Source organism: Roseateles sp., assembly GCF_039929605.1.
Lineage (GTDB): Bacteria > Pseudomonadota > Gammaproteobacteria > Burkholderiales > Burkholderiaceae_C > Pelomonas.
The window spans coordinates 1-25,027 of record NZ_JBDSQX010000178.1 but is presented as its reverse complement, the minus strand read 5'-3'; the positions used below and the strand labels follow the sequence as shown (position 1 = coordinate 25,027).

Here is a 25,027-nt window from a genome sequence, read left to right as displayed (position 1 = left end):
ACAACCCTTTTCACAAAGGGCGCCCTGGTTCTGTCGTCTCTGCCGAGCGTGGCGGAGGCCTTTCACCGGGCTCTCCGTCGCAGCACCCCTCGGCAGGACGGCATCGCGAGACTGGATGTCCGACGCGACGCGGGGCGCATTCTAGAAGCCCGCTGGGCGCCCAGGAACCGGTCAGAGTCCAGGCTTGAGCGCAGCGTCCGCCGCCGCGAAGCTGGCGGCCAGTTGTGCCTGCACGCCCGCGAGTTCGGCTGCAGGCTTGCCCTGGGCCTGCAGCGACTGCAACAACCCACGCAGCGCCCAGCCGCTGGTGGGGTGCTCGGCCAGGGCGGTGCGAAAGCTCTGCTCGGCCTGAGCCCAACGTGCGGCCTTCAGCTGCATGTCACCCAGCGCCAGCCGCGAGCCGGCGGCGAGCATCGGCGGCTCGGTGCGGTCGGTGAACTTGCTGGCTTCCACCGCCTGCGCTTGCAGTTGCAGCGCCGCGTCTGCCTGCCCCTCGGCCAGCGCGACCTCGGCACCCAGCCGGGCCTTGGCCATCTGCACCACGCTGCGTGCGACCTTGTCCATGAAGTCGTCGCCGGCATGCGCGTTGACGAGCTTGTCCGCTGCGGGCGACAGCAGCGCCAGCGCACGTTCGTTGACGGCGGCGGCTTCGGCATAACGCCCCAACAGACCGAAGGTGTGCGCGGGCGTGTGCACCAGATGGGGCGCCTGCGGCGCCAGGCGCCCAGGCGCTCGGCCGCCACGAGGGCGCGGTGGGCCTGGCGCGGCGTGTCCAGCGCATGGATAAGTTAGTGGTTGACGCCGGTGTGCTGTGGGTGGCGGGCCACAGCCGCCTCCAGCCGCGTGCCAAGTTCACCGATGCGGCCACGCGGCTCGCCGGTGTCCTCGTCCCACCAGCCGCCACGGTTGGCGACCATCTCCGCCTCGACGTACAGCGACAGCAGGTCCGGGTCGTCGGGCGTGCGGTCGGCCAGCGCGTGCAGGCGGTCCGCATACGCCACGTCCAGCGGGTCCGCGCGCTTGCTCGATCCGCCGGAGGCCTGGCCGCAGACGGGCGAGGTCAGCACGGCCACTTCGGCGCGCTGGCTGGCATGGGCGTAGCGCAATGCCATCGCGTCGATCAGCTCGCGCTCGCTGGGGCTGGCGTTGGCGCGCAGCCGCACGGCCAGGTCCACGTAGCGCTTGGCTTCGGTCAAGTCGCCGCGGTCCGGCCCGTTGATGTTGGGGCCGAGCTGCCAGGCCACGCCCCAGGCGCACAGCGCGCAGTCAGGGTCGGCGGCCAGCGCGGCCTTGAAGCTGCGCACGGCCTCCTCTGCGTGAAGGCATAGCTTTCGGCGGATGGCGTGGACGTGGACGAGCCCACGCCGACGGCCAGCGACCCGGCCACGCCGGTGTTGCCAGTGGCCGCACCCGAGGTGGCGGTCGTCGTCGCATCGCTACGCTGGCCGGTCACGGTGGTCGCGCCCAGGGCCAGGCCCTGCTGCTGACGCTGCCTGTGCCACTGCCGCCGACGCGGGCGCTGCTGCCGACCTCCGCCACGTTGATGGCCACCGCCGCGCCGATGTTGGTGCTGCCATTGCTGGGTCGGCCGCCGTGCTGTTGGCGTCGGGCTGGGTCGTCGCCTTGGCGGTGACGGTGGAGTTGGAGGCCAGCGTGATCTTGCCGGCGGTCGCGTTCAGGTTGGTCACACCGGACAGCGTGATCTGCGCGTCGGAGCTGGTCTGCACGAAGGCGACCTTGATCAGGTTGCTGGCGTAGCTGGAGTCCTGCGTGCTGACGTTGACGCAGGTGCTGACGATGAGGCCGATACCGCTGGCCGTCAGCGTCGCGCCGACCAGGTTGATGGCGCCGCTGGCGTTGCCGAGCAGGTTGACGCCGTCCAGCAGCGTCACGCCATCGGTGACGACCTTGGTGACGCCCAGGTACATGTCACTGGCCTGCAGCGTCACGCCGCTGGCGGTGATGGCCTCCTGCGAGTCGACGTTGAGCTTGCCGGTGGTCGTGAAGCTGCTGGCGAAGACGATGTCGTCGGTGCTCTTGAGAAACAGCGTCGTCGGGTTGTAGAAGTCCGGGCCGCTGCTCTGGAAGGTCAGCGTGTCGTCGCTGAGCAGCGGGATGTCGGTGCCGCCATCCAGCTCCACCATGACGGCGAAGGGCGATGTGGCGGTGGTGCCGGCGGCGCCGTCGTCATAGCCGAGGTCGACCTGCACCTTGTCGCCGATGCCGGGCAGGCCGCTGATGCTGATCTTGACGTTCTGGTTCAGCGCCACCTTGCCGAGCGAGGTGCCCAGCGTGTTGTCCCAGACGCGGATCTCGGCCCGCCGCCGCTGTAGACGGTCTCGACCTTCAGGTCGCCGGAGTGGACGTTGATGGTCAGCGTGCCGGCCGGTGCGAAGGCCGCCAGCGGGATGGGCGTGTCCGACAGCAGCAGGCGGGGCTCAAGGTGCTCGAAGACGAGCTTCTCGCGTACCGCCGCAGGCGCATTAGGTTTGGCAGCGGGAGCCGGCGCGGAGGCCTTGGCCGCGTCGCCAACGCAGGCCGATTCGGGGTGACCCCACCGTTTCGCGGGTAAACCACGAAGCCAAACGCGACAAGTCGCCTCGCTGCGGTCGGATGCCCTAGGCTGGCGGCCCATGGACAGGGTCGAAATCATCGTCATCGGCGCGGGCGTCATCGGCCTCGCGGTGGCGCGCGAGCTGGCGCAACGCGGGCGTGAGGTCGTCATCGTCGAAGCCGCCGGCGCCATCGGCACGGGCATCTCCTCGCGCAATAGCGAGGTCATCCACGCCGGGCTCTATTACCCAACCGGCAGCCTGAAGGCGCGGCTGTGCGTCCGCGGCAAGGCGCTGCTGTACGACTACTGCGCCGCTCGCGGCATCGCGCACCGGCGCTGCGGCAAGCTGGTCGTGGCGACAAGGCCCGTCGACCTGCCCCGGCTGGAGCAGATTGCCGCGAGTGGCGCGGCCAACGGCCTCGACGACTTGCGCCTGCTGGGCCAGGCCGAGACGCTGGCGCTGGAACCGGCGCTGCAAGCGGCCGGCGCCCTGCTCTCGCCGTCCAGCGGCATCGTCGACAGCCACGGCCTGATGACGGCGCTGCTGGCCGATGCCGAACACGCCGGCGCGACGTTGGCGCTGAACAGCCCGTTGACTGGCGGCGCGCGCGACGGCGACGGCTGGCGCTTGCGCGTCGGCGCGGACTTCAAGCTGGGCGCGCGCTGCGTCGTCAACGCCGCAGGGTTGTTCGCCGCGCGAGTCGCCGCAGCTCTCGGCACGCCGGCGCCATCGCTGCGCTTTGCACGCGGCCACTACTTTTCGCTGGCCGGCCGGGCGCCGTTCTCACGGCTGATCTACCCGCTGCCAGTAGATGGCGGCCTGGGCGTGCACCTGACGCTGGACCTGGGCGGCCAGGCGCGCTTCGGGCCGGATGTGCAATGGCTGGCCGACACCGATCCGGTCTCGCTGGACTACGCCGTCAATCCCGCCCTCGCGCCGGCGTTCGAGGCCGAGGTGCGCGGCTACTGGCCGAGCCTGCCGCCGGGCGCGCTGCAGCCGGCGTACAGCGGCATCCGGCCCAAGCTGAGCGGGCCAGGCGAGGCTGCGGCGGACTTCTCTATCGACTGCCGCATGCCCGGTCTCGTGCAGCTGTTCGGCATCGAATCGCCGGGGCTGACCGCCTCGCTTGCGCTGGCCGAGGAAGTGGCTGCGCGGCTCTGAGCGGCGCATGACCGCACGGTGCGCCGAGCCGCTGCCTCGGACTCACCCGGCCAGTCGATGCAAGTCGTCGAGATCTATCCGCCGTTGAGCGACGCGGCGCTCGTAGCTCGCCTGGTTCTTGCTGCACACCAGCACATGCGGGCTGCCTTGGCGCTCGGTGCGGCAATCGACATCGTGCGACCCCTGACGAATCGCGTCCTCGACATGGCGGCGGTCCGCCTCGCGGGCCTTGAAGCGCCAGACGTCCTCGTCGGCACTCAGCAGAAAACCGGTCAATCGCTGGCAATGCTCGCAACGGCAGGCCACCCGGGCGTCGCGTCGCCAGTCGGCCGGCGGCGCCAGGTCCAGCGACACCCGGGCGCGCAGATGCGCCAGCGCCGCAGCAAGCAGCCGCTGGCCGGCAGGGTGGGCCAGCGGCCCAGGCCGCTGATGCAGCTCCGTCAGGAAGCGCAGGGCGGGCACGATGACGGTGTCCAGCCCATACGCGGCGGGCCAGGCCAGCCAATGCGTCACGGCCTGATCGGCCAGCGTGGCGAGGCCTGGCTGCTGACCCAGGACGAGGGCGCACAGCGTGTCGTGAACCACCGCCGCGTCCGCGCGTTCGCGGCGCCAGGCGTCAGCCTGTGTCTGGGGCCGGGACGGGTCACCCGGCATCGCCTGCAGCAGCGCCTCGGCAGCGACCTGCAGATGGCCGCGCCAGGCCGCGACGGCAGCGGCACGGGCGAGCAAGTCGGCGCAAGCGGCGAGATGCACTTCGGCGTTGCCCTGCACCACGCCGCCCAGCAGCATGGCCACCCGCGACGGTGCCAGCGACTTCAGGGCCTGCACCAGCGCCGGGTTGTCCTGCGCGGCGTAGGCGCCGGCCGCAACGGGACCGGCCAGCATGGTGTCGATGTGTTCAAGGTCGTGCAGCCGCGTCAGATGGGCCAGCATCACCGTCTCGGCGCTGGCTCCTTCAGAAACGTTGGCTGTCGCTCGCGCGGGCCAGCAGGCCAACATCTGCGCAACCAGGGCATGGGCCTCGCGCCAGGTCCCGCCGCCCGGTTCGGCACCCTCGCCCACCCACGCGTCCACCGAACTGCCCAGCAGGGGCAACGAGGCCGCGAATCCGGAGCAGGCGAGCAGCTCGTGCTTTTGCGCCTGCGGCCACAGCACCAGCGCCGCACGTTGGTAACTGCGCTCGAATGAGGCGCCTTCATTGCCCGTGGCCTCTTCGAAATGCTGCTCGTCGGGGTCCATGTCGGCCAGCGCATCGGCCGGGCTGACCTCGCTGTCGACAAAGGGCATCGTGCCCAGCGATACGGCCGCACCGTCAGGGCGGCTCCAGTTCGACAGTGTCGCCACGCGATCGAAAATTTCGGCAACGGTGAAGCCGTCGTCGTCTCCCTCGTCATCATCATCGCGATAACGCCGGGAATAGCGCGAGTGGGAGCGACCGCTGTACTCAGCCGCGCCGCTTTCCTCGATGCGCAGCAGCGCCACGTGTAGGTCGCATGCGCCGTCGCGCGCAGCCGCAGCCAGCACGCCGGCAGCAGCCGCATCGGCACCCTTCAGCGCAGCGAACGACAGCTCGGCCGGCGTGTAGGCATGTTCCAGCGGGTAGACGAGCTTGGCCGGCATGTCCTGCGCGTCATCTGCCGACGGCTCGCTCCAGCGACGCAACAACTGGCCGAGCACGGCCGCTTCCTGGTCGTAGGACGGCGGTCGCGGCAGGCCGCCCTGGCCCGGGCGCAACAGGTTGTAGACGAGCACGAGCCGGCATCCTGCGGTGATGGGCAGCACTTCGTGCGCGCAGTCGGCGTAGAACGCGGCCCAGGCCAGCTCGGACGCATCGGCGCCACGCAGATCGAGCTTCACCCCTCGCCCGCGGTGGCGCACTTCCAGCTCACCACCGGTGTGCAGCGACGGCAGCGCGACGATCAGCGTGGCGAACATGCCTGGCGACTTCTCGGTGTCGCGATGGGTCACGAAGAAGCTGCCCTCGTCGTAGACCAGCAGCTTGTACAACTCGGCGGTCACACCGGCACCGGCGCCCAGGCCGGCGGCCGCGCGCTGGACGATGCCCTCCAGCATCTCTCGCCAATGTTTGCCGGCAATGCGGACATGATCGGCGCCGACTTGCCAAGTCCGGCGCACATCCGTGTCGACCAGCGTCTCGCCACCGCGGCCGTAGGGCGCGCGCTCGGCCACGGCGATGAGCTGCGCGGCCTGCACCGGCAGCAACGGCAACGCGATCGGGCCGACGCCGTCGACCTCGATCAGCGGCATAGACAGGGCGCACTCGCCCGAGGCACAGAAGTCGCCGGGTGTCCGGACGTTCTGCAAGGCAGCGGCCAGCGCGTCGTTGATCGAATCCATGGTCGTCTCCCTCTAGACGCTGCGCCGATCAGCCGGCGCCACACAACGAGCGGCCTCTGCGCTGCCAAAAATGAAAAACGGCCTAGAGGCTCTCGCCTCTAGGCCGTTAATTTACTTAGCATTTTTGGGGTGGCTGATGGGGCTCGAACCCACGACAACAGGAATCACAATCCTGGACTCTACCAACTGAGCTACAACCACCGCTGAGCCGCGCAGTATAACGCAGAAATCAGGGGGCGCTTGCGGCCGACGCCGGGGCGGCGACCTTGATGACAGCCTTGTACTGGGACTTGAGCACTGCCAGATAGGCCTGGCTCTCGGCACGCGCCCAGGCGCTGGCGTATTGCTGAACGGCACGCTTGTCGTCGATGACGGCGGCGTCACGCGGCTGCAACTGGTTGATGCGCGCGACGACATAGCTGCCGTCGTCTGCCGCAACACCCACGGCTGCCGGCAGCTTGGCCGCGTCGGCACCCAGCACGGCTTCGAGCTGGGCACGCGTGAGGTTCAGCGGCTTGGCGCGCGAGACGGTGACGGCGGCGCCCAGGCCGGCGGTGTCAGCGGCGTTGGCCTTCAGCGCGGCCAGGCGAGCCTCGCCGGCCTTCTTGGCGTCGGCGATGGCCAGCTTGTTGACGAGCAAGCCACGCACCTTGTCCTTCACGTCGGCGAGCGATGGCACGCGGGTCGGGTTGTACTGTGTGACGCGGGCGGCGACGAGCTGGCTGGGGCCGGTCTCGACCGCCTCGGTGTTGCGCTTGTTGCGCAGCGCGTCGGCGCCGAAGACGGCGTCGAGCAGCTTGGGCGACGCCAGCGGGCCAACGGCGCCCGGCTGCGGTTGGCGCGACACGGTGGCCGTCTGAACCTGCAGCTTGAGCTTGTCGGCGGCGGGCTGCAGACTGTCGGACTGTTCATAGACGAGGTTGCCAAACTGCTCGGCGGCCTCGGCGTAGCGGCGCTGGGCGAGCTGCTTGCGCACCTCGGCCTCGACCTCGGCGCGCACGGCGTCGAAGGGCTTCTTCTCGCCGCCGCGAGCGCCGGTGAACTGGATGATGTGGTAGCCGAAGTCGGTCTCGACGAGGTTGCTGATTTCGCCCGGCTTCATCGCGTAAACGGCGGCGTCGAACTCCTTGACCATGGCGCCGCGGCCGAAGAAGTCGAGATCGCCGCCATTGACGGCCGAGCCCTCGTCCTGCGAGTTCTTCTTGGCGACTTCGGCGAAGGACGCGGGGTTCTTGCGTACCTGCGCCAGCAATTCCTCGGCCTTGGCCTTGGCCTTGGCGCGCTCGGCGGCGGGCGCGCTGCGCTCGGCCTTGATGAGGATGTGGCTAGCGCGACGCTCTTCCGGCACGCCGTAGCGCGAGGCGTTCTCGGCGTAGTACTTGCGCAGGTCTTCCTCGGTGAAGCTGACATCCTTCTTCAGCGCGTCGAGGTCCAGCACGAGGTACTGGATCTGGGCCGATTCGGGCAACTGGAAGCCGGCGACGTTGGCCGGGTCCTTGTAGAAGGCTTCGAGCTCGGCGTCGCTCGGGTTGAGCTTGGCCGCGAAGTCCTTGATGTCGAAACGCTGCAATTGCACCTCGCGCTGCTGCAGCAGCGCGTCGAAGGCGAGCTTGGCGTTGGCGGTGCCCGCCACGGTGGAGGTTTCCACCGGTGCGGTGACCTGGCGCAACGCGAAGTCCTGGCGCAAGCGCTCCAGGAAGCCGGACGGCGTCATGCCCTGGGCGGCGAGGATGGCCTTGTTGACCGTGCCATCGGGATTGCGCAGGAAGGCGAACTGGGGGTCGTTCCAGAAGCGCGCGTTGACAGCGTCGATGCTGGGCGTGAAGTGCTGGTGAGCAGCTGCGGCTTGCAGCGTGCGCTCGTTGACGAGGCCGTCGAGGGCTTGACGCTTGATCTCCGGCGTGTCCAGCAGCTTGGCATCCACGGTGGGGTTCTGGCGGCGGATGCGGTCGCCCTGCTCGCGTTGGGCCAAGTCCCATTCGGCCTGGGTGATCTTGCGGCCATCAACGCTGGCGACGCCGGCATTGGCGCCACCCATCATGCTGGTGTAGCCCTGCATGCCGACGAGGGCGAAGGACGGCAGGATGAGCAGCAGCAGGATGCCTTGGAACAGGCGCATGTGTGCGCGGACAAATTCAAACATTTCGGCGAGCCTTGAGGGATCAAACGCAACAAAGGCGAACCGGGGTTCGCCTTCGAGGGGAGTCGCATTCTATGGTGGGCGCTGACGGGCTCGAACCGCCGACAATCTCCGTGTAAAGGAGGTGCTCTACCAACTGAGCTAAGCGCCCGGGAAAACCGGGGAAATCAGAAAATCGGAACCGGCGAGGGATTCAGTTCACAGCGTCCTTGAGCGCCTTGCCGGGCTTGAATTTTGGCACCTTTGCCGCTTTGATCTTGATCGCCTCATTGGTACGAGGGTTGCGGCCAGCGCGAGCAGCACGCTTGGTGATGCTGAAGGTGCCGAAGCCCACCAGGGAGACGCTACCGTTCTTCTTCAGCGTCGTCTTGACGCCGCCGATGACGGCTTCGAGCGCACGGCCGGCAGCGGCCTTGGAAATGTCAGCCTGCTTGGCGATGTGCTCGATCAATTCGGACTTGTTCACTCGTGCCCCCAGATTGGACGATTCGGCGGATGGGCGCTACATCCGTGGCCGAGATGCAGAGCTGCTTTGCGAATGGTTGCCCGCGTACTGCCGGGAGCCACAGGAGGCCGCGAAATCGACGACCCGAGGCTCACGCGGGAAGCGGATTCTAGACGCGAGCCAGACGCCGCGAGGGGCGGGAAAAGTCCCGATACAACTCGTTTGGGGGGTGTCTTTTCAGCGTGCCTTGGCGCGAATTTCGGGCACGGCCTTGCGCATGTAATAAACCATTGACCAGATCGTCAGCACCACAGCCGCATAGATGAGCCAGGTCCCCCATACATGCGTGGGGATGACACCGAAAAGTCGGCCGTCGTAAAGCAAAAAGGGGATCGCCACCATCTGCGCCGTGGTCTTGAGCTTGCCGACCATGTGAACGGCCACGCTGCGTGCCGCACCGATCTGAGCCATCCATTCACGCAGCGCGGAGATGGTGATCTCGCGCCCGATGATGACCAGCGCCACGAAAGCATCCACGCGCTGCAGCTTGAGCAGCACGAGCAGCGCCGAGCACACCATCAGCTTGTCGGCCACCGGGTCGAGGAAGGCGCCGAAGGACGAGGTCTGGTTGAGCTTGCGGGCCAGATAGCCGTCCAGCCAGTCGGTCAGCGCGACGACCACGAACATCACCGTCGCAAGCTGGTTCTGGTGGTCGGGCGTCATGTCCAGGTAGAACACCCCGACGATCAGCGGGATGGCCACGATGCGGGCCCAGGTCAGCAGAGTCGGAACGGTCAGGAACATGCGGGGATTGTGCACAACACCGGGGCGTCTGCACCGGGGGTCTGTGGCGGCGAACTGTCAGTCTAGGCTGCGCGGCTTGAAGCGGCGGTCCTCGTCGAAGAGGAAGGTTTCGGTGAACCGCCAGGGCTCGGGCATGCGGCGCACGTCGCCGAAGGGCGCGGCGCGGTGCACGGCGTCGATGGCCATCTGCAGCGTTTCGGGGCCGAACCTCGGCGGACGGACGACATTGATCTTGCGCACGCTGCCGTCGGCCTTCACTTCCACGTCCAGTACGACGAGGGTCAGCAGATGCGACGGCGCGGGCGTCATGAAGCTGCGCTCGGGGTTGGCCATAACGAGGCGTTCTGCGGCCTGGCGGCGCAGCTCCTCGTGGGTGCGCACCGGCTTGGGCGCCGGCATGCCCTGCGGTTTGTGGAGGGCGGCCGAGGGCTGCGGCGCGGCGGCAGGCGGTGCCGCAGGCACCATCGCCACCACGGGTGCTGGCGCCGGCTGGGGCGCAGGCGCTGGAGCCGGCGCGCGCGGCGCGGCGCCGCAGGCGGCCAGCAAGGGCGCGATCAGCCATGGCGTGGCGCGCCTGGAACGGTCATCGATGGGCATGGTGTTCTCCTCCGGTTCCGATTCTTGTCTCGTTTTTGTTCAGTGCAGCGCGCGGTAGATGTCCTCGGCCAACTCGCGCGAGATGCCTTTCACGGTGCAGAGCTCATCGACGCTGGCGCCCGCCACACCGCGCACGCCGCCAAAGCGCTGCAACAGCTGCGAGCGCTTCTTGGGGCCGACACCGGGCACGTCCTCCAGCCGCGAGCCGCCCGTGCGCGTGGCCGCGCGCTTGGCACGCATGCCGGTGATGGCGAAGCGGTGGGCCTCGTCGCGGATCTGCGCGATCAGCATCAGCGCGGCGGAGTCGCGGCCGAGGTAGACCTTCTCGCGGCCATCGGCAAACACCAGTTCCTCCAGACCCACCTTGCGGCCCTCGCCTTTCTCGACGCCAGCGATCAGGCTCAAGTCCAGCCCCAGCTCCTCGAAGACTTCGCGCGCCATGCTGACCTGGCCGCGGCCACCGTCCACCAGCACGAGGTCCGGCAGGCGCGCTGTGCCGAGCTGGGCAGCCTCGGCCATCTTGCTGTAGCGGCGCGTCAGCACCTGGCGCATGGCGGCGTAGTCGTCGCCGCCGGTGATGCCTTCGATGTTGTAGCGGCGGTACTGGCTGCTCTGCATCTGATGGCTCTCGAAGACCACGCAGCTCGCCATCGTCGCCTCGCCGGCGGTGTGGCTGATGTCGAAGCACTCGACGCGGAACTTGTCGATCTCCGCAACGGACAGGTCCAGTGAATCCACCAGCGCCCTTGTCCGCGCCTGTTGCGAGCCTTCCTCAGCCAGCAGCCGCGCCAGCGCCAGCTCGGCGCCCTTGACGCACATCTCCAGCCAGATGCGCCGCTGGCCGCGCGGCTGGGCCTGCACGGTGACGCGGTTGCCGGCCTGCGTGCTCAGCGCATCGGCGAGGCTCGCGTCGACCGCCTCGCTGACGACGATGAGCCCGGGCAGCGGCGACGCCAGGTAGTGCTGGGCCATGAAGGCCTCCAGCACCAGGCGCTCGGGCGACAGCAGCGCTTCGTCGTCCAGCTGCATGGCCGTCGCGTCCTCGACATGTTTGGGAAAGAAGGCGCGGTCGCCCAGGTGCCGGCCGCCGCGCACCATGGCCAGGTTCACGCAGGCCTTGCCGCCCTGCACCTTGACGGCCAGGATGTCGACGTCACGCTCGCCGCCGGTGGCGCTGCTCTCTTCCATGACCTGCTGCTGCAGCACCTTGGACAGCGCCTGGATCTGGTTGCGCACCTCCGCCGCCAGCTCGTACTGGAAGCGCTCGGCGTAGGCCGCCATCTGCTCCTGCAGCGACGCCATCACCTCGCCCGTCTCGCCGCGCAGGAAGCGCTCGGCGCTGTGCACATCGCGGGCGTATTCCGGTGTCTGGCCGGCCGGCACGCAGGGGCCCGAGCAGCGCTTGATCTGGTGCAGCAGGCAGGGCCGACTGCGGTTGTTGAAGACGCTGTCCTCGCAGGTGCGCAGCTTGAAGACCTTCTGCATCAGCTGGATGGACTCCTTCACCGCCCAGGCGCTGGGGAAGGGGCCGAAGTACTGATGCCGCTTGTCCACCGCGCCGCGGTAGTAAGCCATGCGCGGCCAGGGGTGCGAGGTGATCTTCAGGTAGGGGTAGCTCTTGTCGTCCCGGAACAGGATGTTGAAGCGCGGGTTCAACGTCTTGATGAGGTTGTTCTCAAGCAGCAGCGCCTCGGCCTCGGTGCGAACGACCGTCGTCTCCATGCGCGCGATGCGCGACACCATCACGCCGATGCGCGTGCCGCCATGGTTCTTCTGGAAGTAGCTGGAGACGCGCTTCTTCAGCTCCCTCGCCTTGCCGACGTAGAGCACATCGCCCTTGGCGTCGAAGTAGCGGTAGACGCCGGGCATGGCCGGCAGCGCATTGACTTCGACGAGCAGCTTCTCGCGCGTCTCGCGTGCGGCAGCTTCCATGTCAGCGGCGCGTAGCTTTTCGGCGGCTTCGATGGCGGCGCGCTCGGCTGGGGCTGGCTCGGAGGGGTCGGCGTTGGAAGGGATGGAACTGGACATTGACGAGATTCTGGCCTGGGACAATGAGAGCCATGCTCTGGGACCTTTTCTGCCGCGTCATCGACAACCACGGCGACCTCGGTGTCTGCTGGCGGCTGGCGCGTGACCTGGCGGCTCGGGGTCATCAGGCAAGACTTTGGATCGACGATGCAGCCGCGCTTGCGTGGATGGCGCCGCAGCGGCCATACGGCATCGAGATCCGCGCCTGGCCTGATGGTGACGTGGACGTGCAACCGGGCGATGTCGTCATCGAAGCCTTCGGCTGCGACCTGCCGCCCGCCTTTGTCGCCCGCATGGCCGCGCGCCAGCCCGCGCCGCGCTGGATCAATCTGGAATACCTCAGCGCGGAGGACTACGTCGAGCGCAGCCACGGCCTGGCCTCGCCGCAGTTCAGCGGGCCGGGCGTGGGGCTGACCAAGCATTTCTTCTACCCGGGCTTCACGCCGCGCACCGGCGGGCTGCCGCGCGAACCGGGGCTACTGGATCGCATCGCTGCCTTCGACGGCCCCGGCTGGCTGGCCGAGCGCGGCTGGGCGCCAAGGCCGGGCGAGCGCGTCGTCAGCCTGTTCGCCTACGCCAACCCGGCGCTGCCGGCACTGCTGGAGGCGCTTGGCCGTCAGCCGACGCTGCTGCTCGCCTGCCCCGGGCCATTGCAGGCTCTGGTCACCGACCGGCTTGGCCTGCGCACCATCGCCCTGCCCTATCTGGCGCAGGACGATTACGACCGCCTGCTCTGGGCTTGCGACTTGAACTTCGTTCGCGGCGAGGACTCGTTCGTCCGCGCGCAGTGGGCTGGCAAGTCCTTCGTCTGGCAGATCTACCCGCAGGACGACAACGCCCACCATGCCAAGCTGGAGGCCTTCATGGCCCGCGCCGGCCTGCCCGAAGCCTGGCGTGGGGTGTGGCGCGGCTGGAACGGCCTCGGCGGCCAAGCACTGGTCGGACTGGCGGGTCTTGGCGAAGCTACCGCGCATGCACCGGGCTGGCGTGCTCAGTTGGTGGCCCAGCCGGATCTGCTCAGCCAGCTTCACGGGTTCCTGGGGCCTTCCAGCTAGAATATTTGGCTTTGCCGCGCCAAACCGAGACGGAAGACTGTGTCTGGTGCGCTGGTTCATCGGCTGGTATCTCCCGGCCCCAACTCGCAACACACCATGAAACTCGCTCAAGAAATCCGCGCCGGCAACGTGATCATGCACGGCAAGGACCCGATGGTCGTGCTGAAGACCGAATACAGCCGTGGTGGCCGCGGTGCCGCCACCGTGCGCATCAAGATGAAGAACCTGCTGAACGGCTCTGGCGCCGAGCTCGTCTTCAAGGCCGACGACAAGATGGAGCAGATCATCCTCGACAAGAAGGAGTGCACCTACACCTACTTCGCCGACCCGATGTATGTCTTCATGGACACCGAGTACAACCAGTACGAAGTCGAGTCCGAGAACATGGGCGACGCCCTGTCCTACCTTGAAGACAGCATGGCCGCAGAAGTGACCTTCTACGACGGCAAGGCCATCTCCATCGAGCTACCCACCAGCGTGGTGCGCGAGATCGAGACCGAGCCGGCCGCCAAGGGCGACACGTCGGGCAAGGTCATGAAGCCTGCGCGCCTGAAGGGCACCGGCTTCGAAATCTCGGTGCCGGCGTTCGTCGAGAACGGCGACAAGGTCGAAATCGACACCCGCACGCACGAGTACCGCAAGCGCGTCTGAGCGCCGCCGGCCTCGCCTGTTAAAACGCCCGCCTCCTCACGGAGCGGGCGTTTTGCTTTATTCAGCGTCGTCGGAGAGATCGGGGATTTCGATGTCTGCTTCGGCGTCGATATCGCTGTCGAAATCGGCGCTGGCCTTGACCGGAATCCACGGCCGGTCCAGCGGGCGATAGACGCGGCGCTGCAGACGGGTCAGGCGGTCGGAGCACTCGATGGCGTGCATCACCTGCTCGGGGGCGATCAGCATGGCAAACGGATCGGCCAGATTCGGGGCGGTGGACAGCATGGTGAGCCTCCTGTTGACGATGAATCCACTGTAGGCAGGCCCAACTTTTCGCAACAGTCGGCACAGCGCGCTAGGCGCTGTAAGACTTTGCCTTACACGCCTGCTGCGGCGTGAATTACTTCTCGCTACTTCTCACTCAAGGCGGCGCGCTGGCGTTGCGTCATGGCCTCGCGCAGTTCCGCAGCCATTTTGTCGCGGCCGCTGCGCTGGGCGAAGTCCGCCGCCGTCAGCTCCTGCTCGTTGGCGGCACGCGGTTCGGCACCAGCCTTGAGCAGCAGGGGCACGAGGTCGCCATTGCCGTAGCGGGCAGCCATCATCAGCGGCGTCGTGCCGTTCTCGGAGCGCGCGTTCAGCTCGGCGCCTTCAGCGATGAGAAAGGCAGCGACGCCGTTGTCCGGCCCGCTGCAGGCGTAGTGCAGCGGCGTCCAGCCCTTGCGATTGACGGCCGCGCCTCGCTTCACCAACGCCTTGGCGGCCGGCAGCGAGCCGCGGACGGCGGCGAGCATCAGGGGTGTTTCGCCATCCGCGTTGAGCGCGTCCACCCGGGTCCTGGGCTCGGCCAGCAGGCTTTCCAGTGCCTGCTGCGAGCCTTCGCGCACGGCGGTGAAAAGGGCGGTGCGGCCACGCTCGTCGGCCAGGTTCGGGTCGACACCCTTCAGCAGCAGCGCCGTCACTGCGCGCGGATCGTTCATCTCGGCCGCGAAGACGAGGTCGCCAACAGGCGTGGCCTGAGCGCCTGTAACGGCGGCGAAGGAGAGAGCAATCAACAGCGATCTCATGCCGGCTCCGGCAACTTGAACAACCGGCGCGTGTTGGCCGTCGTGAGGGCGGCCAGTTCGGGCACCGGCAGCCCGAGCGCATCGGCCACGGCCTTGGCCACATGCGGCACGTAAGCCGGCGAGTTGGTCTTGCCGCGAAAGGGCATGGGCGCGAGATAGGGGCTGTCGGTCTCGATCAGCACGCGGTCCAGCGGTAGCAGCTTCAGCAGGTCGCGCAGGTCCTGCGCGTTCTTGAAACTGACGATGCCCGAAAACGAGATGTAGTAGCCGCGTTCCACGGCCGCCAGCGCCACTTCGGCCTTCTCAGTGAAGCAGTGGAAGACGCCGCCCGCCTGCTCGCCCCCCTCCTCGTCCAGCACGCGCAGCGTGTCGGCGGCGCTGGAACGGGTGTGGATGACCAGCGGCTTGGCGGCCTGCCGGGCGGCGCGGATGTGGGTGCGAAAGCGCTCGCGCTGCCACTCCATGTCGTCGATGCTGCGGCCGTTCAGGCGGTAGTAGTCCAGCCCGGTCTCGCCGATGGCGACGACACGCGGCAACGCTGCCAGCCGCACCAGCTCGGCCACGTCGGGCTCGCGCATGTCTTCGGTGTCGGGATGCACGCCCACCGTCGCCCAGAGCACGTCGTTCTCCAGCGCCAGCGCGTGCACGGTCTCGAACTCTTCCATCTGCGTGCAGATGCAGATGGCCTGCTCGACCTGCGCGTTGCGCATGTCGGCAAGGATGGCGGGAAGGTTCTCCCTCAGCCCCGGGAAGCTGAGGTGGCAATGCGAGTCGACAAACATCAGAGCGTTTGCGTGGGTTTGCTCGACGAGATGGCCGTGCCCAGCACTTCCTCGATGCGCACGCGGATCAGCCGGGTCTTCTCATCGCCGGGGAAGCGCACGCCCACGCCCTGGGTGCGGCCACCGGAGGCGTTGGCCGGCGTCAGCCAGGCGACCTTGCCGGCAACGGGGTAGCGCTGGTTGTCCTCGGGCAGGGCCAACAGCAGGTAGACGTCCTCGCCAAGCTTGTAGTCGCGCGTGGTCGGCACGAACAGGCCGCCCTCACTGAATGCCGGGATGTAGGCCGCGTAGAGCGCCGACTTCTCGCGGAAGACGAGCTGGATGACGCTCGGCCGGGCCTGCGAACTGCTGGCCGAAGCACCCACCGTGGGCAGCGGCAGGGCGCCACCATGCTGGCTGGGCTGGAATTGCAGGGAAGCCGGGCCCTGCTTGGATGTGGCGTCACTCATTGCCCGAGTGTAAGAGCCAGACTCAGCGCACCGCCGCTGACATCGCCGCCCGGGCTTGCGCCACCAGCGCCTCTATCCACAGACTGGCGTTCAGCGGGTGATCGGCATGGCGGGCGGCGCGGCGCAGCTCGGCGTCCCAGGCCAGCAGCGGGGCGGCGCGTTTGGGCGACGACAGCGAAGCCGGTGCAAAGAACTGGCCCGGCTGACCATGGCTGCGGCGTACGAGGTCGTGGCACAGGCGCTGCAAGGCGTCGATGGCACGCGGCGGCGCCAGGTCGGACAGGGCCTGCACCTCGCCGCGAGCGACGCGCTTGGGCATGGCCTGCCAGGCGGCGTCGGTCAGCCCGGCCTGTGACCACTCCAACGCCTGCTGCGGCCGGCCACCGGTGGCGTCGAGCAGGCCCTCGGCGCCGTCGACGCCCTTGGACGCCAGCCAGGCCAATGCCGCATCGCGCGGCGGCAGGGGCAGCGGCACCGGCTGGCAGCGGCTGCGGATGGTGGGCAGCAGGCTGGCGCTGTCGTGGCTGGCGAGCGCAAAGCGCAACAGGCCGGACGGCTCCTCCAGCGTCTTCAGCAGCGAGTTGGCCGCGACGCCATTCAGCGCCTCGGCCGGGAAGATGACCACCACCTTCGCCTTGCCGCGCGCCGACGTGGCCTGGGCGAAGGCAAGCAGGTTGCGCACCGCCTCGACCTTGATCTCGCGGCTCGGCTTGGCCTTGCCGGCCTTGGTCTCGATCTCCTCGAACGGCAGGCCGAGCGACTCGCGCGCCGACGCGTCCAGGGCTTCGGGCAGCAGCAGCTGGAAGTCGGGGTGGGTGCCGCTGGCGAAGAGCTTGCAGCTGGGGCAGTGGTTGCACGCAGGCTGGGCGGGCGCGGCAGCTTCGCAAAGCCAGCTCTGGGCGAGCTTGACGGCCAGTTCAAGCTGGCCGACGCCGGCCGGGCCTTGCACCAGCAGCGCGTGCGAGCGGGCGCGAGCCAGAGCGTCGGCGAGCGGCGCCTGCAGCCAGGGGAGATCGGCGTTCAGCATGCGGCGTAGTGGCTTTCGAGCACGGCGATGACGGCGGCGCCGACCTGCTCGACGGTGCCGCTCGCATCGACACGCACGATGCGCTGCGGCGCCTGGGCCGCGCGGGCCGCGTAGCCGGCGCGCACGCGCTCGAAAAATTCCAGATCCAGCTGCTCGATGCGATCCGCCTCGCGCGCACTGGCACGGCGCGCGGCGGCTTGGCTCGCGGGCAGGTCGAACCACAGCGTCAGCTCGGGCTCGGTGCCTTCCTGCACCCAATCGGCCAGCGGATTGAGCACGCTCAACGGCAACCCTCGGCCGCCGCCCTGGTAGGCAAAGCTGGCATCGGTAAAGCGGTCACAAAGCAGGGTCCGGCCTCCGGCAAGTGCGGGCTTGATGACGGTTTCCACGTGATCGCGACGGCCGGCGAACATCAGCAGCAGCTCGGTCAGCGAGCCCATCGGCTCCTTCAGCACGAGGTCGCGCAGCGACTCGGCCAGCGGCGTGCCTCCCGGCTCGCGGCTGAGCTGCACGACGGCGCCTCGGGCGCGGAACCAGTCGGCCACGGCCTGGATGTGGGTGGACTTGCCGGCACCGTCGATGCCTTCAAAACTGATGAAACGTCCGCTCACTGGCCACCGCGCTGGTATTTATTGACGGCGCGATTGTGCGCGGCGAGGTCGTCGCTGAACTCGCTGCTGCCGTCGCCCCGCGACACGAAATAGAGCGACTTGACCGGCGCCGGGTTCAACGCCGCCCGCAGCGAAGCGGCGCCGGGCATGGCGATGGGCGTGGGCGGCAGGCCGCCACGCGTGTAGGTGTTGAAGGGCGTGTCGGTCAGCAGGTCGCGCTTGCGCAGGTTGCCGTCGAAGCGCTCGCCGAGGCCGTAGATGACGGTCGGGTCGGTCTGCAGCGGCATGCCAAGGCGCAGGCGGTTGATGAAGACGGCGGCGACGCGGCTGCGGTCGGCCGACGTGCCGGTTTCCTTCTCGACGATGGAGGCCAGAATGAGCGCCTCTTCGGCCGACTTCAACGGCAGGTCGGCGGCGCGCTTGCTCCAGGCGGCGGCGAGGCGGCCCTGCATCGCGGCGTGGGCGCGCTTGAGCACGGTCAGGTCGCTGACGCCGCGGCTGTAGGCATAGGTGTCGGGAAAGAATCGGCCTTCGGGCGCGACGCCGGGCTCACCGAGCGCGGCCATCACGTCGGCATCGCTCATGACCGCGATCTTGGGCTTGAGCGACGGCGCGGCGGCGAGGGCCGCCCTCACCTGGCGCCAGCTCCAGCCCTCGGTGAGGCGCAACTGCTCCAGGATCTGGTCCCCACGCACCATCTTGTCGAGCAGCGCGCGTGGCGTGACGCCGGCGTGCACTTCATAGCTGCCGGCGCGGATCTGCTTGGCCTGGCCGGACCACTTGAACCACTGGTAGAGATAGCGCGCATCCGTCTGCACGCCGGCCGCGACCCAGGCGCGCGCCACCTCGGCCGGGTTGGTGCCGGGCTCGATGGACAGCTCCACCGACGGTGCCGTCAGGGCCAGCGGGCTGCGCAGCCACTGCCACACGGCACCTGCGGCCAGCGCCGAGATCAACAACAAGACGAGCAGCGCCCGCAACAACCACTTCATGCCCTTGCCCGGGGTCCGTCAACAGGGCGCTGATGATAATTGGCCCATGCCTGAACCGACCCAACTCCGACTCCTCGACTGGGGCGTCATCCGCGCCCAGGGCGCCGACGCTGCCAGCTTCCTGCACAGCCAGCTGACGCAAGACTTCGCGCTGCTCGACCGCGAGCATGCTCGCCTCGCGGGTTTTTGCACCGCCAAGGGCCGGCTGCTGGCGACGCTGGTGGGCTGGAAGCACGGCGAGGATGAAGTCCTGCTGGCGCTGCCGGCCGAGACGCTGGCGGCGACGCTGAAGCGGCTGTCCATGTTCGTCATGCGGGCCAAGTGCAAGCTGAGCGATGCGAGCGGCGAGTTCGCCGTTTATGGCTTGCTCGGCGCGACCGAAGCCGAGGCCTGGGCCCTGGCTCGCGACGGCGACGCCGTGCAGATCGCCCTTCCAGGCGCAGGCCGTGCGCTGCGCGTGCAAGCTGTCGATGCGCCCGCTCCGACCGGCGAGACCATCACCCCCGACGACTGGGCCTGGGCCGAGGCCGAGGCCGGCGTGGCCTGGGTGCGTGGCGCGACCGTCGAGGCCTTCGTGCCACAGATGATCAACTTCGAAGTGCTGGGCGGCGTGAGTTTCAAGAAGGGCTGCTACCCCGGCCAAGAGATCGTCGCGCGCAGCCAATACCGGGGCACGCTGAAGCGGCGGCTGCAGGTGTTCGAGACGGACGCGCCGGCCACCGTGGGCCAAGAGATATTCAACAGCGCCGACCCCGAGCAACCCGCCGGCGTCGTCGCCAGCACCGGCACGCGCGGCGGCCGCACGCTGATCGCTGCCGAGATCAAGCTGGCGGCGCTGGAGAGTGGCAGTCTGCACCTGGGCAGTGCTGCTGGCGCGACCTTGCAGTCACGCGCCCTGCCCTACGAAATCCCCCCCCAAGACTGATGCAGCTCTACGTCTACTACCGCGTGGCGGCGGAGCACGTCGACGAAGCCCTCATCGCCTTCCGCAAGGCCCGCGTCGAGGCGCCCATCGAACTGCTGCAACGGCCCGAGCAGGACGCCAATGGCCGCTGGACGTGGATGGAGATCTACCCCGAAGGCTGGGGCCACCGCGAGCCGCAGGTGGCGGCGGCGATGGCTCAGTGGCTCGTTGGTGAGCGCAAGGTTGAGCGGTTCGAGATGCTGGGCTGACCGCATCACTACCAAATCGCGTCACGGAGCGATTCCCAGAAGACGCGCCCCCATCGAGCGGACGCATATGCAAATGAAACTGGCACGACGGTGAACAACAGCAGGGTCGCGATCGGCCCTGGGCGGTCCAGCACCAGCCATAGCAGACTGGCTGCGCCAAGGCCAACCAGGAACCCGCACAAAGCGGCGAGGTGAACCCTGATGCCATCGGGCTCGGGGTCGGGCAGGAACAGCGGCTCGCCGCGTTCGTGCGGCTTTGTCACAGCGCCCTCACCATCTCCACGTGGCCGATGCCGGCCTCCTCGAAGGACGCGCCCCTTCGCTGGAACCCCGCTCGCAGATAGAAGTTCTCCGCTGACAGCTGCGCATGCAGCAGCACCTCGCGGTAGCCCTGCTGCTTCGCCTCGGCCATCAGCGCGTCCAGCACCTGGCGGCCGATCTGCGTGCCGCGCATGGGGCGCAGCACGGCCATGCGGCCGATCTTGGCGACGCCAGGGACGTGCTCCAGCATGCGGCCCGTCGCCAGCGGCATGCCGAAACGGTTGCGGGCCAGCGCGTGCAGGCAGCTGGCGTCGGCCGCATCCCATTCCATGTCGGCCGGGATGCCCTGCTCCTCGATGAAGACTTGGCGGCGGATGGCGCCCGCAGCGTCGCCGAGTTCCTGCCAGTGGCCAATGCCGACGTCGATCACCGGCTGTCCAGCCTCAAAGCCGTTCACCACATCACGCAGCGCGTCGGGCAGGCGCTGCGGCGTCTGCGCCACCGCATCGGCAAAGACGTAGATCATGTCCGCCTGCACCAGCAACTGCTCGCCACGAAACACGGCGGCGTCGACCTTCATCGAGCTGTTGCCGAACTCGCGACAGCGCACGCCGATGTCCAGCCGGTCGTCGTAGCGCGCCGAGCCCAGGTAGTCCAGCGCGGCGCGGCGCACGAAGAGGTCGCCGCCGAGCTGCTTCATGGTGTCGGCATAAGGCAGCGCGAGGGCCCGCCAGTAACCGCTCATCGCGGTGTCGAGGTAGGTCAGGTAGTGGCCGTTGAAGACGATGCCCTGGGCGTCGATCTCGACCCAGCGCACGCGCAAGGTTTCGAGGTAGCGGAAGTCGGTGCGTTTCATGATTTGAGGTGGTCTCGGATCGCGGCGGCGCAGGCGTCGAGGGCCGTGAGGGCCTCGGGGATGTGGCGGCCCATCTTGATGAAGTCGTGGGTGACGCCCCGGTAGAGCTCCAGCTGCACGGCCACGCCGGCGGCGCGCAGCGTGTCGGCGTAGGCGATGCCCTCGTCCACCAGCGGGTCGCACTCCGCCAGCACGACGCAGGCGGGCGCGAGGCCGGCGTGATCCTCGGCTTCGAGCGGCGCGAAGCGCCAGTCGTGGCGGTCGTGGCGGTCGATGTAGTGGTCGAAGAACCACGCGATGCTGGCAGCGTCGAGAAGGAAGCCGTTGCCGAACAGCCGGTGCGACGGCGTACCGGGCCGCGCGGCGGCGCCGGGCGTGACGAGCAGCTGCAACGCCAGCGGCAGGCTGCGGTCACGGGCGAAGAAGGCGGCGCTGGCCGCCAGCGTGCCGCCTGCGCTATCGCCGCCGACGGCCAGACGCGATCCGTCCAGGCCGAGCGAGGCGGCGTGCTCGTGCAGCCAGGCGAGCGCGGCCCAGGCGTCGTCGACGGCGGCGGGGAAGCGGTGCTCGGGCGCAAGGCGGTAGTCCAGCGCGAGAACGGCGGCGCCGCTGCGAAGGCTGAGCTGGCGGCACAGGCTGTCGTGGGTTTCGAGGCCGCCGATGGTGAAGCCGCCGCCGTGCAGATAGAGCATCACGGGCAGCTTGTCCGCGCTCGGTGCGTACAGCCGCGCAGGGCAGCCGGCGACTTCGAGGTCTTCCACACGCAGCAGCGGCACGCGCGGCAGGTCCAGGATCTCGGCACCCATGCGGTAGGCCAGGCGAGCCTCGTGCGGCGTCAGCGTGTGGAAGGGCGGGCGATTGGCGCGGCGGATGCGTTCGAGAACGCCGGCCATGCGGGGCGTTAGCAGCTGGATGGATTGCGTCATTGCGCCCGCATTCTCGGCGGCACCCACGGGTCGCGCAGCGGTGCCTGGAAGGCGCTCTCTGCCGTTGGGGCGACGCTGCCCGGCGTCTGCGGCGTGCCGGCTCGGTCGCTGGCGACGACAGCCCTGGCCTCCAGCGCGCGGCGCTCGGGGCCGAGGTCGGCGGCGGCCCGCAGCGCCAGCGTGCCGGCGTAGAAGGCCTTCATGTCGGCGAGCTCGGCCATGCGGGTCGCGTCGTCCAGATAGCTCATGTGGCCGCCCGCGTAGTTGCGGATCGTCACGCGGCTGGCATCCACGCGGGCCAGGTCGGTCTCGGTCAGGTGAAAGGGCGTGGCCAGGTCGTGATAGCCGCTGACGGCCAGCACGCGCAGGCGTGGGTTCTGCGCCAGCGCCGCAGCGAGGTCGGGCAGCGTGTCGAGCAGCGCGCGGCCGGCGTGGCTGAAGTCCCAGCTGTTGATGGCGTTGCTCAGCACGACGTAGGTGGAGGCGTTGCGATAGCCGAGCTGGTCGCGCAGATGCGCGGCGATGCCTTGAGCAAAGCTCTCGTTGATCCAGGTGCTGGACGGGTCGCCCTCGGCCGCAAGCTGGCTGCCGGTGGCGGCCTTCATGCAGCCGTCGTAACGGCCCAGCAGTTGGCCGCTGATCAGCCACTGGCGGTAGTCATCCGCGCCCACATTGAGCGTGACCTGCCAGCGGTTCACGGGCAGCCCGGTCAGGTCGGCCAGCGGCTGCCACAGCGCGGGCGCTTGCTGGCCGCCGGTGACGAAGGCCTGCAGCGCGGGGGCATACACCTGATCGGCGTAGTTGCGGGCGTTGGCGGCCCAGGCGCTGAGGTCGGTGGGCACCGGCTGGGTCAGGCGGTGGAAGGCGCCGACGGCGGCGAAGGTAGGCAGGAAGCCGCCGCAGCCCCGGCCGTTGGTGATGGCGCAATTGCTGTTGTAGTCCATCGCCGGGGACTGCAACACGACGCCGTCCAGCATGACGCCGGCCTCCTGTAGCCGCCGCGCCAGCACGGCCGTGCGCGGGCCGCCGTAGCTCTCGCCGAACAGGTATTTGGGCGAAGCGGCGCGGCTGTTGACGGCGAGGTAGCGCAGGATGAAGTCGCGGAACAAGGCGGCGTCACTGTCCACGCCCCAGAAGCTGCGGTTGGTGAAGGGCGCGATGGCCTGCGAGTAGCCGGTGCCCACGGCATTGATGAAGACGAGGTCGCTCTGGCCCAGCAGGTGCTCGGCGTTGTCGACTATCGGGAAGGGCCGCGCGGCGGTCGTGTCCGGCACACCGCTGACGAGCCGCCTGGGGCCGAAGCTGCCGAGCTGCAGCCACACCGAGGCCGAGCCGGGGCCGCCGTTGTAGAAGAAGGTGACGGGCCGCGTGGCCGCGTCGGCGCCGGGCAGCGTGTAGGCCACGTAGAAGACCGAGGCCTCGGCCGTTCCGACCGAGTCGCGCGCGATCAGGTGGCCTGCGGTGGCGGTGTAGCTCAACGTCTGGCCATTGGCGGTGAGCGTCTGCGTGCTGACGGCGGCGGCCTCGACGGCGCCGGGCAGCGAGGCCTCGGCCGCCGAGGAATAGACCGTCGTGTCGGTCAAACCGGGCAGGTTGTCGATGGGCGGTGTGGTGGGTGACCCGCCTCCTCCTCCACCGCCGCCACAGGCCACGAGCAGAAGGACGAGCAGCAAAGGCAGTGAAGTCGCGCGCATGACGTCAAGTCTAGACAGCGCGAACTACGATGCTGAAAGACATCAAGGGGAGCACCCCATGGCCCAGATCCTCTACCTGACCCGCATCGAGCTGGCCTTCGGCGCCTGCAAGCTGCTGCCGGCCGAATGTGAGCGCGTCGGCATGAGTCGGCCCCTTGTCGTGACCGATGCCGGCGTACGCGCGGCCGGCGTGCTGGACGAGGCGCTGGCCGCCTTCGAGGTCAAGCCGCCGGTGTTCGACCGCACGCCCGCCAACCCGACCGAATCCGCCGTGCGGCTGGCGGTGCAGGTGGCGCAGGAATTCAACTGCGATGGCCTCATCGCCATCGGCGGCGGCTCCAGCATGGACCTGGCCAAGGGCGTGGCCATCGCCGCCACGCACGAGGGGCCGCTAAAGCGCTGGGCCACCATCGAGGGCGGCGCCGTCAACATCACGTCCAAGGTGTTGCCCCTCATCGCCGTGCCGACGACGGCGGGCACCGGCAGCGAGGTGGCGCGCGGCGCCATCCTCATCGTCGACGACGGCCGCAAGCTGGGCTTCCACAACTGGGAGCTGCTGCCCAAGGCCGCCATCTGCGACCCGGCGCTGACGCTGAAGCTGCCGCCCGCGCTGACCGCCGCGACCGGCATGGACGCCATCGCCCACTGCATCGAGACCTTCCTCGCGCCGGCCTTCAACCCGGCGGCCGACGGCATCGCGCTGGAAGGCCTGCGCCGCGGCTGGGGCGCCATCGAACGCGCCACGCGCGACGGCCAGGACCGCGACGCGCGGCTGGACATGATGTGCGCCAGCGTGCACGGTGCGCTGGCCTTCCAGAAGGGCCTGGGTGCCGTGCACTCGCTGAGCCATTCGCTGGGCGGCATCGACCCGCGCCTGCACCACGGCACGCTGAACGCGGTCTTCCTGCCGGCCGTCATCCGCTTCAACGCCGAGGCCGACAGCGTGCGGCGCGAGCGGCGCATGCAACGGCTGGCGCAGGCAATGGATCTGGCCGGCAACGACGCCGATGCGGTGGCCGAGGCCATCACCGCGATGAACGCCCGGCTGGGCCTGCCGTCAGGTCTTGCCGCCATGGGTGCTGGGCCGGAGCTGGACGACCGCATCGTCGAGCACGCACTACTCGACCATTGCCACAAGACCAATCCGCGCATCGCCGGCCCGGAGGACTATCGCGCGCTGCTCGGAGCAGCGCGGTGAGGGGTCAGGTGAGGAGTCAGGTGAGCGGCCTGCACCGCCGCGACCTGCTGGGCCGTTCGCTGGCCCTGGCTGGGCTGCTAAGAGGTTATCCGTAAATAGTAAACTCTCGTCCCGAACCGCCATTCACGCGGTGGTTGGGTTAAGGCATGGCGACACGCAAGAGAGTTGAGTCGTGGGTGGTGACCGATGATTTCTGGCAA

General features: G+C 68.7%; 26 protein-coding genes, 2 tRNA genes and 1 riboswitch. Of the genes, 6 read left to right on the top strand and 22 right to left on the bottom strand.

Translation table 11 applies throughout. The features are described 5' to 3' along the window. Positions 1–10: 10 nt before the first annotated feature. Positions 11–97: riboswitch (S-adenosyl-L-homocysteine riboswitch) on the bottom strand. Between the two features lie 74 nt (positions 98–171). From ABIS05_RS23985 to ABIS05_RS23970, 4 genes are all read right to left on the bottom strand, one after another. Then, positions 172–696 carry a hypothetical protein gene (locus ABIS05_RS23985; protein ID WP_348009928.1) on the bottom strand — a complete coding sequence of 175 codons (525 nt, stop codon included), beginning with the start codon at positions 694–696 and terminating at the stop codon, positions 172–174. Positions 697–788: 92 nt separating this feature from the next. Further along, a complete protein-coding gene (locus tag ABIS05_RS23980) occupies positions 789–1,304 on the bottom strand; it encodes a hypothetical protein (protein WP_348009927.1) in 516 nt (171 codons plus the stop codon). Positions 1,305–1,436: 132 nt separating this feature from the next. Continuing rightward, positions 1,437–2,270, bottom strand: a complete 834-nt coding sequence (locus ABIS05_RS23975) for a hypothetical protein (protein ID WP_348009926.1) — start codon at positions 2,268–2,270, stop codon at positions 1,437–1,439. Next, positions 2,261–2,659: an LEPR-XLL domain-containing protein gene (locus ABIS05_RS23970; RefSeq protein WP_348009925.1), complete on the bottom strand. Its 399-nt coding sequence runs from the start codon at positions 2,657–2,659 to the stop codon at positions 2,261–2,263. The genes ABIS05_RS23975 and ABIS05_RS23970 overlap by 10 nt, the downstream gene beginning before the upstream one ends. Here ABIS05_RS23970 and ABIS05_RS23965 point away from each other — a divergent pair. Next, the gene (locus ABIS05_RS23965) at positions 2,634–3,716 is read left to right on the top strand and encodes an NAD(P)/FAD-dependent oxidoreductase (RefSeq protein ID WP_348009924.1); all 1,083 of its coding nucleotides are present in this window, start codon (positions 2,634–2,636) and stop codon (positions 3,714–3,716) included. The two genes, ABIS05_RS23970 and ABIS05_RS23965, sit on opposite strands and share 26 nt — an antisense overlap. A 42-nt stretch (positions 3,717–3,758) precedes the next feature. Here ABIS05_RS23965 and ABIS05_RS23960 read toward each other — a convergent pair whose 3' ends face one another. From ABIS05_RS23960 to uvrC, 8 genes are all read right to left on the bottom strand, one after another. Further along, positions 3,759–6,074, bottom strand: a complete 2,316-nt coding sequence (locus ABIS05_RS23960) for a 2OG-Fe(II) oxygenase (RefSeq protein WP_348009923.1) — start codon at positions 6,072–6,074, stop codon at positions 3,759–3,761. Between the two features lie 125 nt (positions 6,075–6,199). Beyond that, positions 6,200–6,275 (bottom strand) — tRNA-His (locus ABIS05_RS23955). Between the two features lie 28 nt (positions 6,276–6,303). Beyond that, a complete protein-coding gene (locus ABIS05_RS23950) occupies positions 6,304–8,217 on the bottom strand; it encodes a peptidylprolyl isomerase (protein ID WP_348009922.1) in 1,914 nt (637 codons plus the stop codon). 72 nt (positions 8,218–8,289) lie between these two features. Beyond that, positions 8,290–8,365 (bottom strand) — tRNA-Val (locus tag ABIS05_RS23945). Between the two features lie 42 nt (positions 8,366–8,407). Then, positions 8,408–8,680 (bottom strand): HU family DNA-binding protein, encoded by a 273-nt coding sequence (locus ABIS05_RS23940; protein ID WP_348009921.1) that lies wholly within the window; start codon positions 8,678–8,680, stop codon positions 8,408–8,410. 216 nt (positions 8,681–8,896) lie between these two features. Then, complete coding sequence (gene pgsA, locus ABIS05_RS23935) at positions 8,897–9,463, bottom strand: CDP-diacylglycerol--glycerol-3-phosphate 3-phosphatidyltransferase (RefSeq protein WP_348009920.1); 567 nt, start codon at positions 9,461–9,463, stop codon at positions 8,897–8,899. 57 nt (positions 9,464–9,520) lie between these two features. After that, positions 9,521–10,060, bottom strand: coding sequence for a hypothetical protein (locus tag ABIS05_RS23930; RefSeq protein ID WP_348009919.1), 540 nt, complete (start codon positions 10,058–10,060; stop codon positions 9,521–9,523). Between the two features lie 39 nt (positions 10,061–10,099). Continuing rightward, positions 10,100–12,088: an excinuclease ABC subunit UvrC gene (uvrC, locus tag ABIS05_RS23925; RefSeq protein WP_407074829.1), complete on the bottom strand. Its 1,989-nt coding sequence runs from the start codon at positions 12,086–12,088 to the stop codon at positions 10,100–10,102. A gap of 23 nt (positions 12,089–12,111) precedes the next feature. Between uvrC and earP the strand changes: the two genes are divergently transcribed. Further along, on the top strand, positions 12,112–13,143 hold the full coding sequence (gene earP, locus ABIS05_RS23920) for an elongation factor P maturation arginine rhamnosyltransferase EarP (protein ID WP_348009918.1): 1,032 nt from the start codon (positions 12,112–12,114) through the stop codon (positions 13,141–13,143). Positions 13,144–13,239: 96 nt separating this feature from the next. Beyond that, entirely contained in the window at positions 13,240–13,794 is a 555-nt protein-coding gene (gene efp, locus ABIS05_RS23915) for an elongation factor P (RefSeq protein ID WP_348009917.1), read from the top strand. A gap of 57 nt (positions 13,795–13,851) precedes the next feature. Here efp and ABIS05_RS23910 read toward each other — a convergent pair whose 3' ends face one another. From ABIS05_RS23910 to mltG, 7 genes are all read right to left on the bottom strand, one after another. Further along, complete coding sequence (locus ABIS05_RS23910; protein WP_348009916.1) at positions 13,852–14,079, bottom strand: hypothetical protein; 228 nt, start codon at positions 14,077–14,079, stop codon at positions 13,852–13,854. A gap of 125 nt (positions 14,080–14,204) precedes the next feature. Beyond that, positions 14,205–14,858, bottom strand: coding sequence for an ankyrin repeat domain-containing protein (locus tag ABIS05_RS23905; RefSeq protein ID WP_348009915.1), 654 nt, complete (start codon positions 14,856–14,858; stop codon positions 14,205–14,207). After that, positions 14,855–15,640 carry a TatD family hydrolase gene (locus ABIS05_RS23900; RefSeq protein ID WP_348009914.1) on the bottom strand — a complete coding sequence of 262 codons (786 nt, stop codon included), beginning with the start codon at positions 15,638–15,640 and terminating at the stop codon, positions 14,855–14,857. The genes ABIS05_RS23905 and ABIS05_RS23900 overlap by 4 nt, the downstream gene beginning before the upstream one ends. Further along, on the bottom strand, positions 15,640–16,014 hold the full coding sequence (locus ABIS05_RS23895; RefSeq protein WP_407074831.1) for a PilZ domain-containing protein: 375 nt from the start codon (positions 16,012–16,014) through the stop codon (positions 15,640–15,642). The genes ABIS05_RS23900 and ABIS05_RS23895 overlap by 1 nt, the downstream gene beginning before the upstream one ends. A gap of 97 nt (positions 16,015–16,111) precedes the next feature. Continuing rightward, a complete protein-coding gene (locus ABIS05_RS23890; protein ID WP_348009913.1) occupies positions 16,112–17,116 on the bottom strand; it encodes a DNA polymerase III subunit delta' in 1,005 nt (334 codons plus the stop codon). Then, a complete protein-coding gene (gene tmk, locus ABIS05_RS23885; RefSeq protein WP_348009912.1) occupies positions 17,110–17,727 on the bottom strand; it encodes a dTMP kinase in 618 nt (205 codons plus the stop codon). Before tmk ends, ABIS05_RS23890 begins: the two co-directional genes overlap by 7 nt. Then, positions 17,724–18,719 carry an endolytic transglycosylase MltG gene (mltG, locus tag ABIS05_RS23880; RefSeq protein WP_348009911.1) on the bottom strand — a complete coding sequence of 332 codons (996 nt, stop codon included), beginning with the start codon at positions 18,717–18,719 and terminating at the stop codon, positions 17,724–17,726. Before mltG ends, tmk begins: the two co-directional genes overlap by 4 nt. Before the next feature lie 46 nt (positions 18,720–18,765). Between mltG and ABIS05_RS23875 the strand changes: the two genes are divergently transcribed. Both ABIS05_RS23875 and ABIS05_RS23870 read left to right on the top strand, forming a co-directional pair. After that, positions 18,766–19,644: a folate-binding protein gene (locus tag ABIS05_RS23875; protein ID WP_348009910.1), complete on the top strand. Its 879-nt coding sequence runs from the start codon at positions 18,766–18,768 to the stop codon at positions 19,642–19,644. Continuing rightward, complete coding sequence (locus tag ABIS05_RS23870) at positions 19,644–19,892, top strand: DUF4936 family protein (RefSeq protein ID WP_348009909.1); 249 nt, start codon at positions 19,644–19,646, stop codon at positions 19,890–19,892. The genes ABIS05_RS23875 and ABIS05_RS23870 overlap by 1 nt, the downstream gene beginning before the upstream one ends. Before the next feature lie 259 nt (positions 19,893–20,151). Here the strand turns inward: ABIS05_RS23870 and ABIS05_RS23865 are convergent, their stop codons facing one another. Genes ABIS05_RS23865 through ABIS05_RS23855 form a run of 3 tightly spaced genes read right to left on the bottom strand, consistent with a single transcriptional unit; the run spans position 20,152 to position 23,629 of the window. Continuing rightward, positions 20,152–21,009 carry a YbgC/FadM family acyl-CoA thioesterase gene (locus tag ABIS05_RS23865; RefSeq protein ID WP_348009908.1) on the bottom strand — a complete coding sequence of 286 codons (858 nt, stop codon included), beginning with the start codon at positions 21,007–21,009 and terminating at the stop codon, positions 20,152–20,154. Continuing rightward, positions 21,006–21,902: an alpha/beta hydrolase gene (locus tag ABIS05_RS23860; protein ID WP_407074830.1), complete on the bottom strand. Its 897-nt coding sequence runs from the start codon at positions 21,900–21,902 to the stop codon at positions 21,006–21,008. Before ABIS05_RS23860 ends, ABIS05_RS23865 begins: the two co-directional genes overlap by 4 nt. Before the next feature lie 29 nt (positions 21,903–21,931). After that, positions 21,932–23,629, bottom strand: a complete 1,698-nt coding sequence (locus tag ABIS05_RS23855; RefSeq protein WP_348009906.1) for a S10 family serine carboxypeptidase-like protein — start codon at positions 23,627–23,629, stop codon at positions 21,932–21,934. A gap of 58 nt (positions 23,630–23,687) precedes the next feature. On the opposite strand from ABIS05_RS23855, the gene ABIS05_RS23850 reads away from it, so the two are divergent. Beyond that, complete coding sequence (locus ABIS05_RS23850; protein ID WP_348009905.1) at positions 23,688–24,827, top strand: iron-containing alcohol dehydrogenase; 1,140 nt, start codon at positions 23,688–23,690, stop codon at positions 24,825–24,827. Positions 24,828–25,027: the final 200 nt, after the last annotated feature.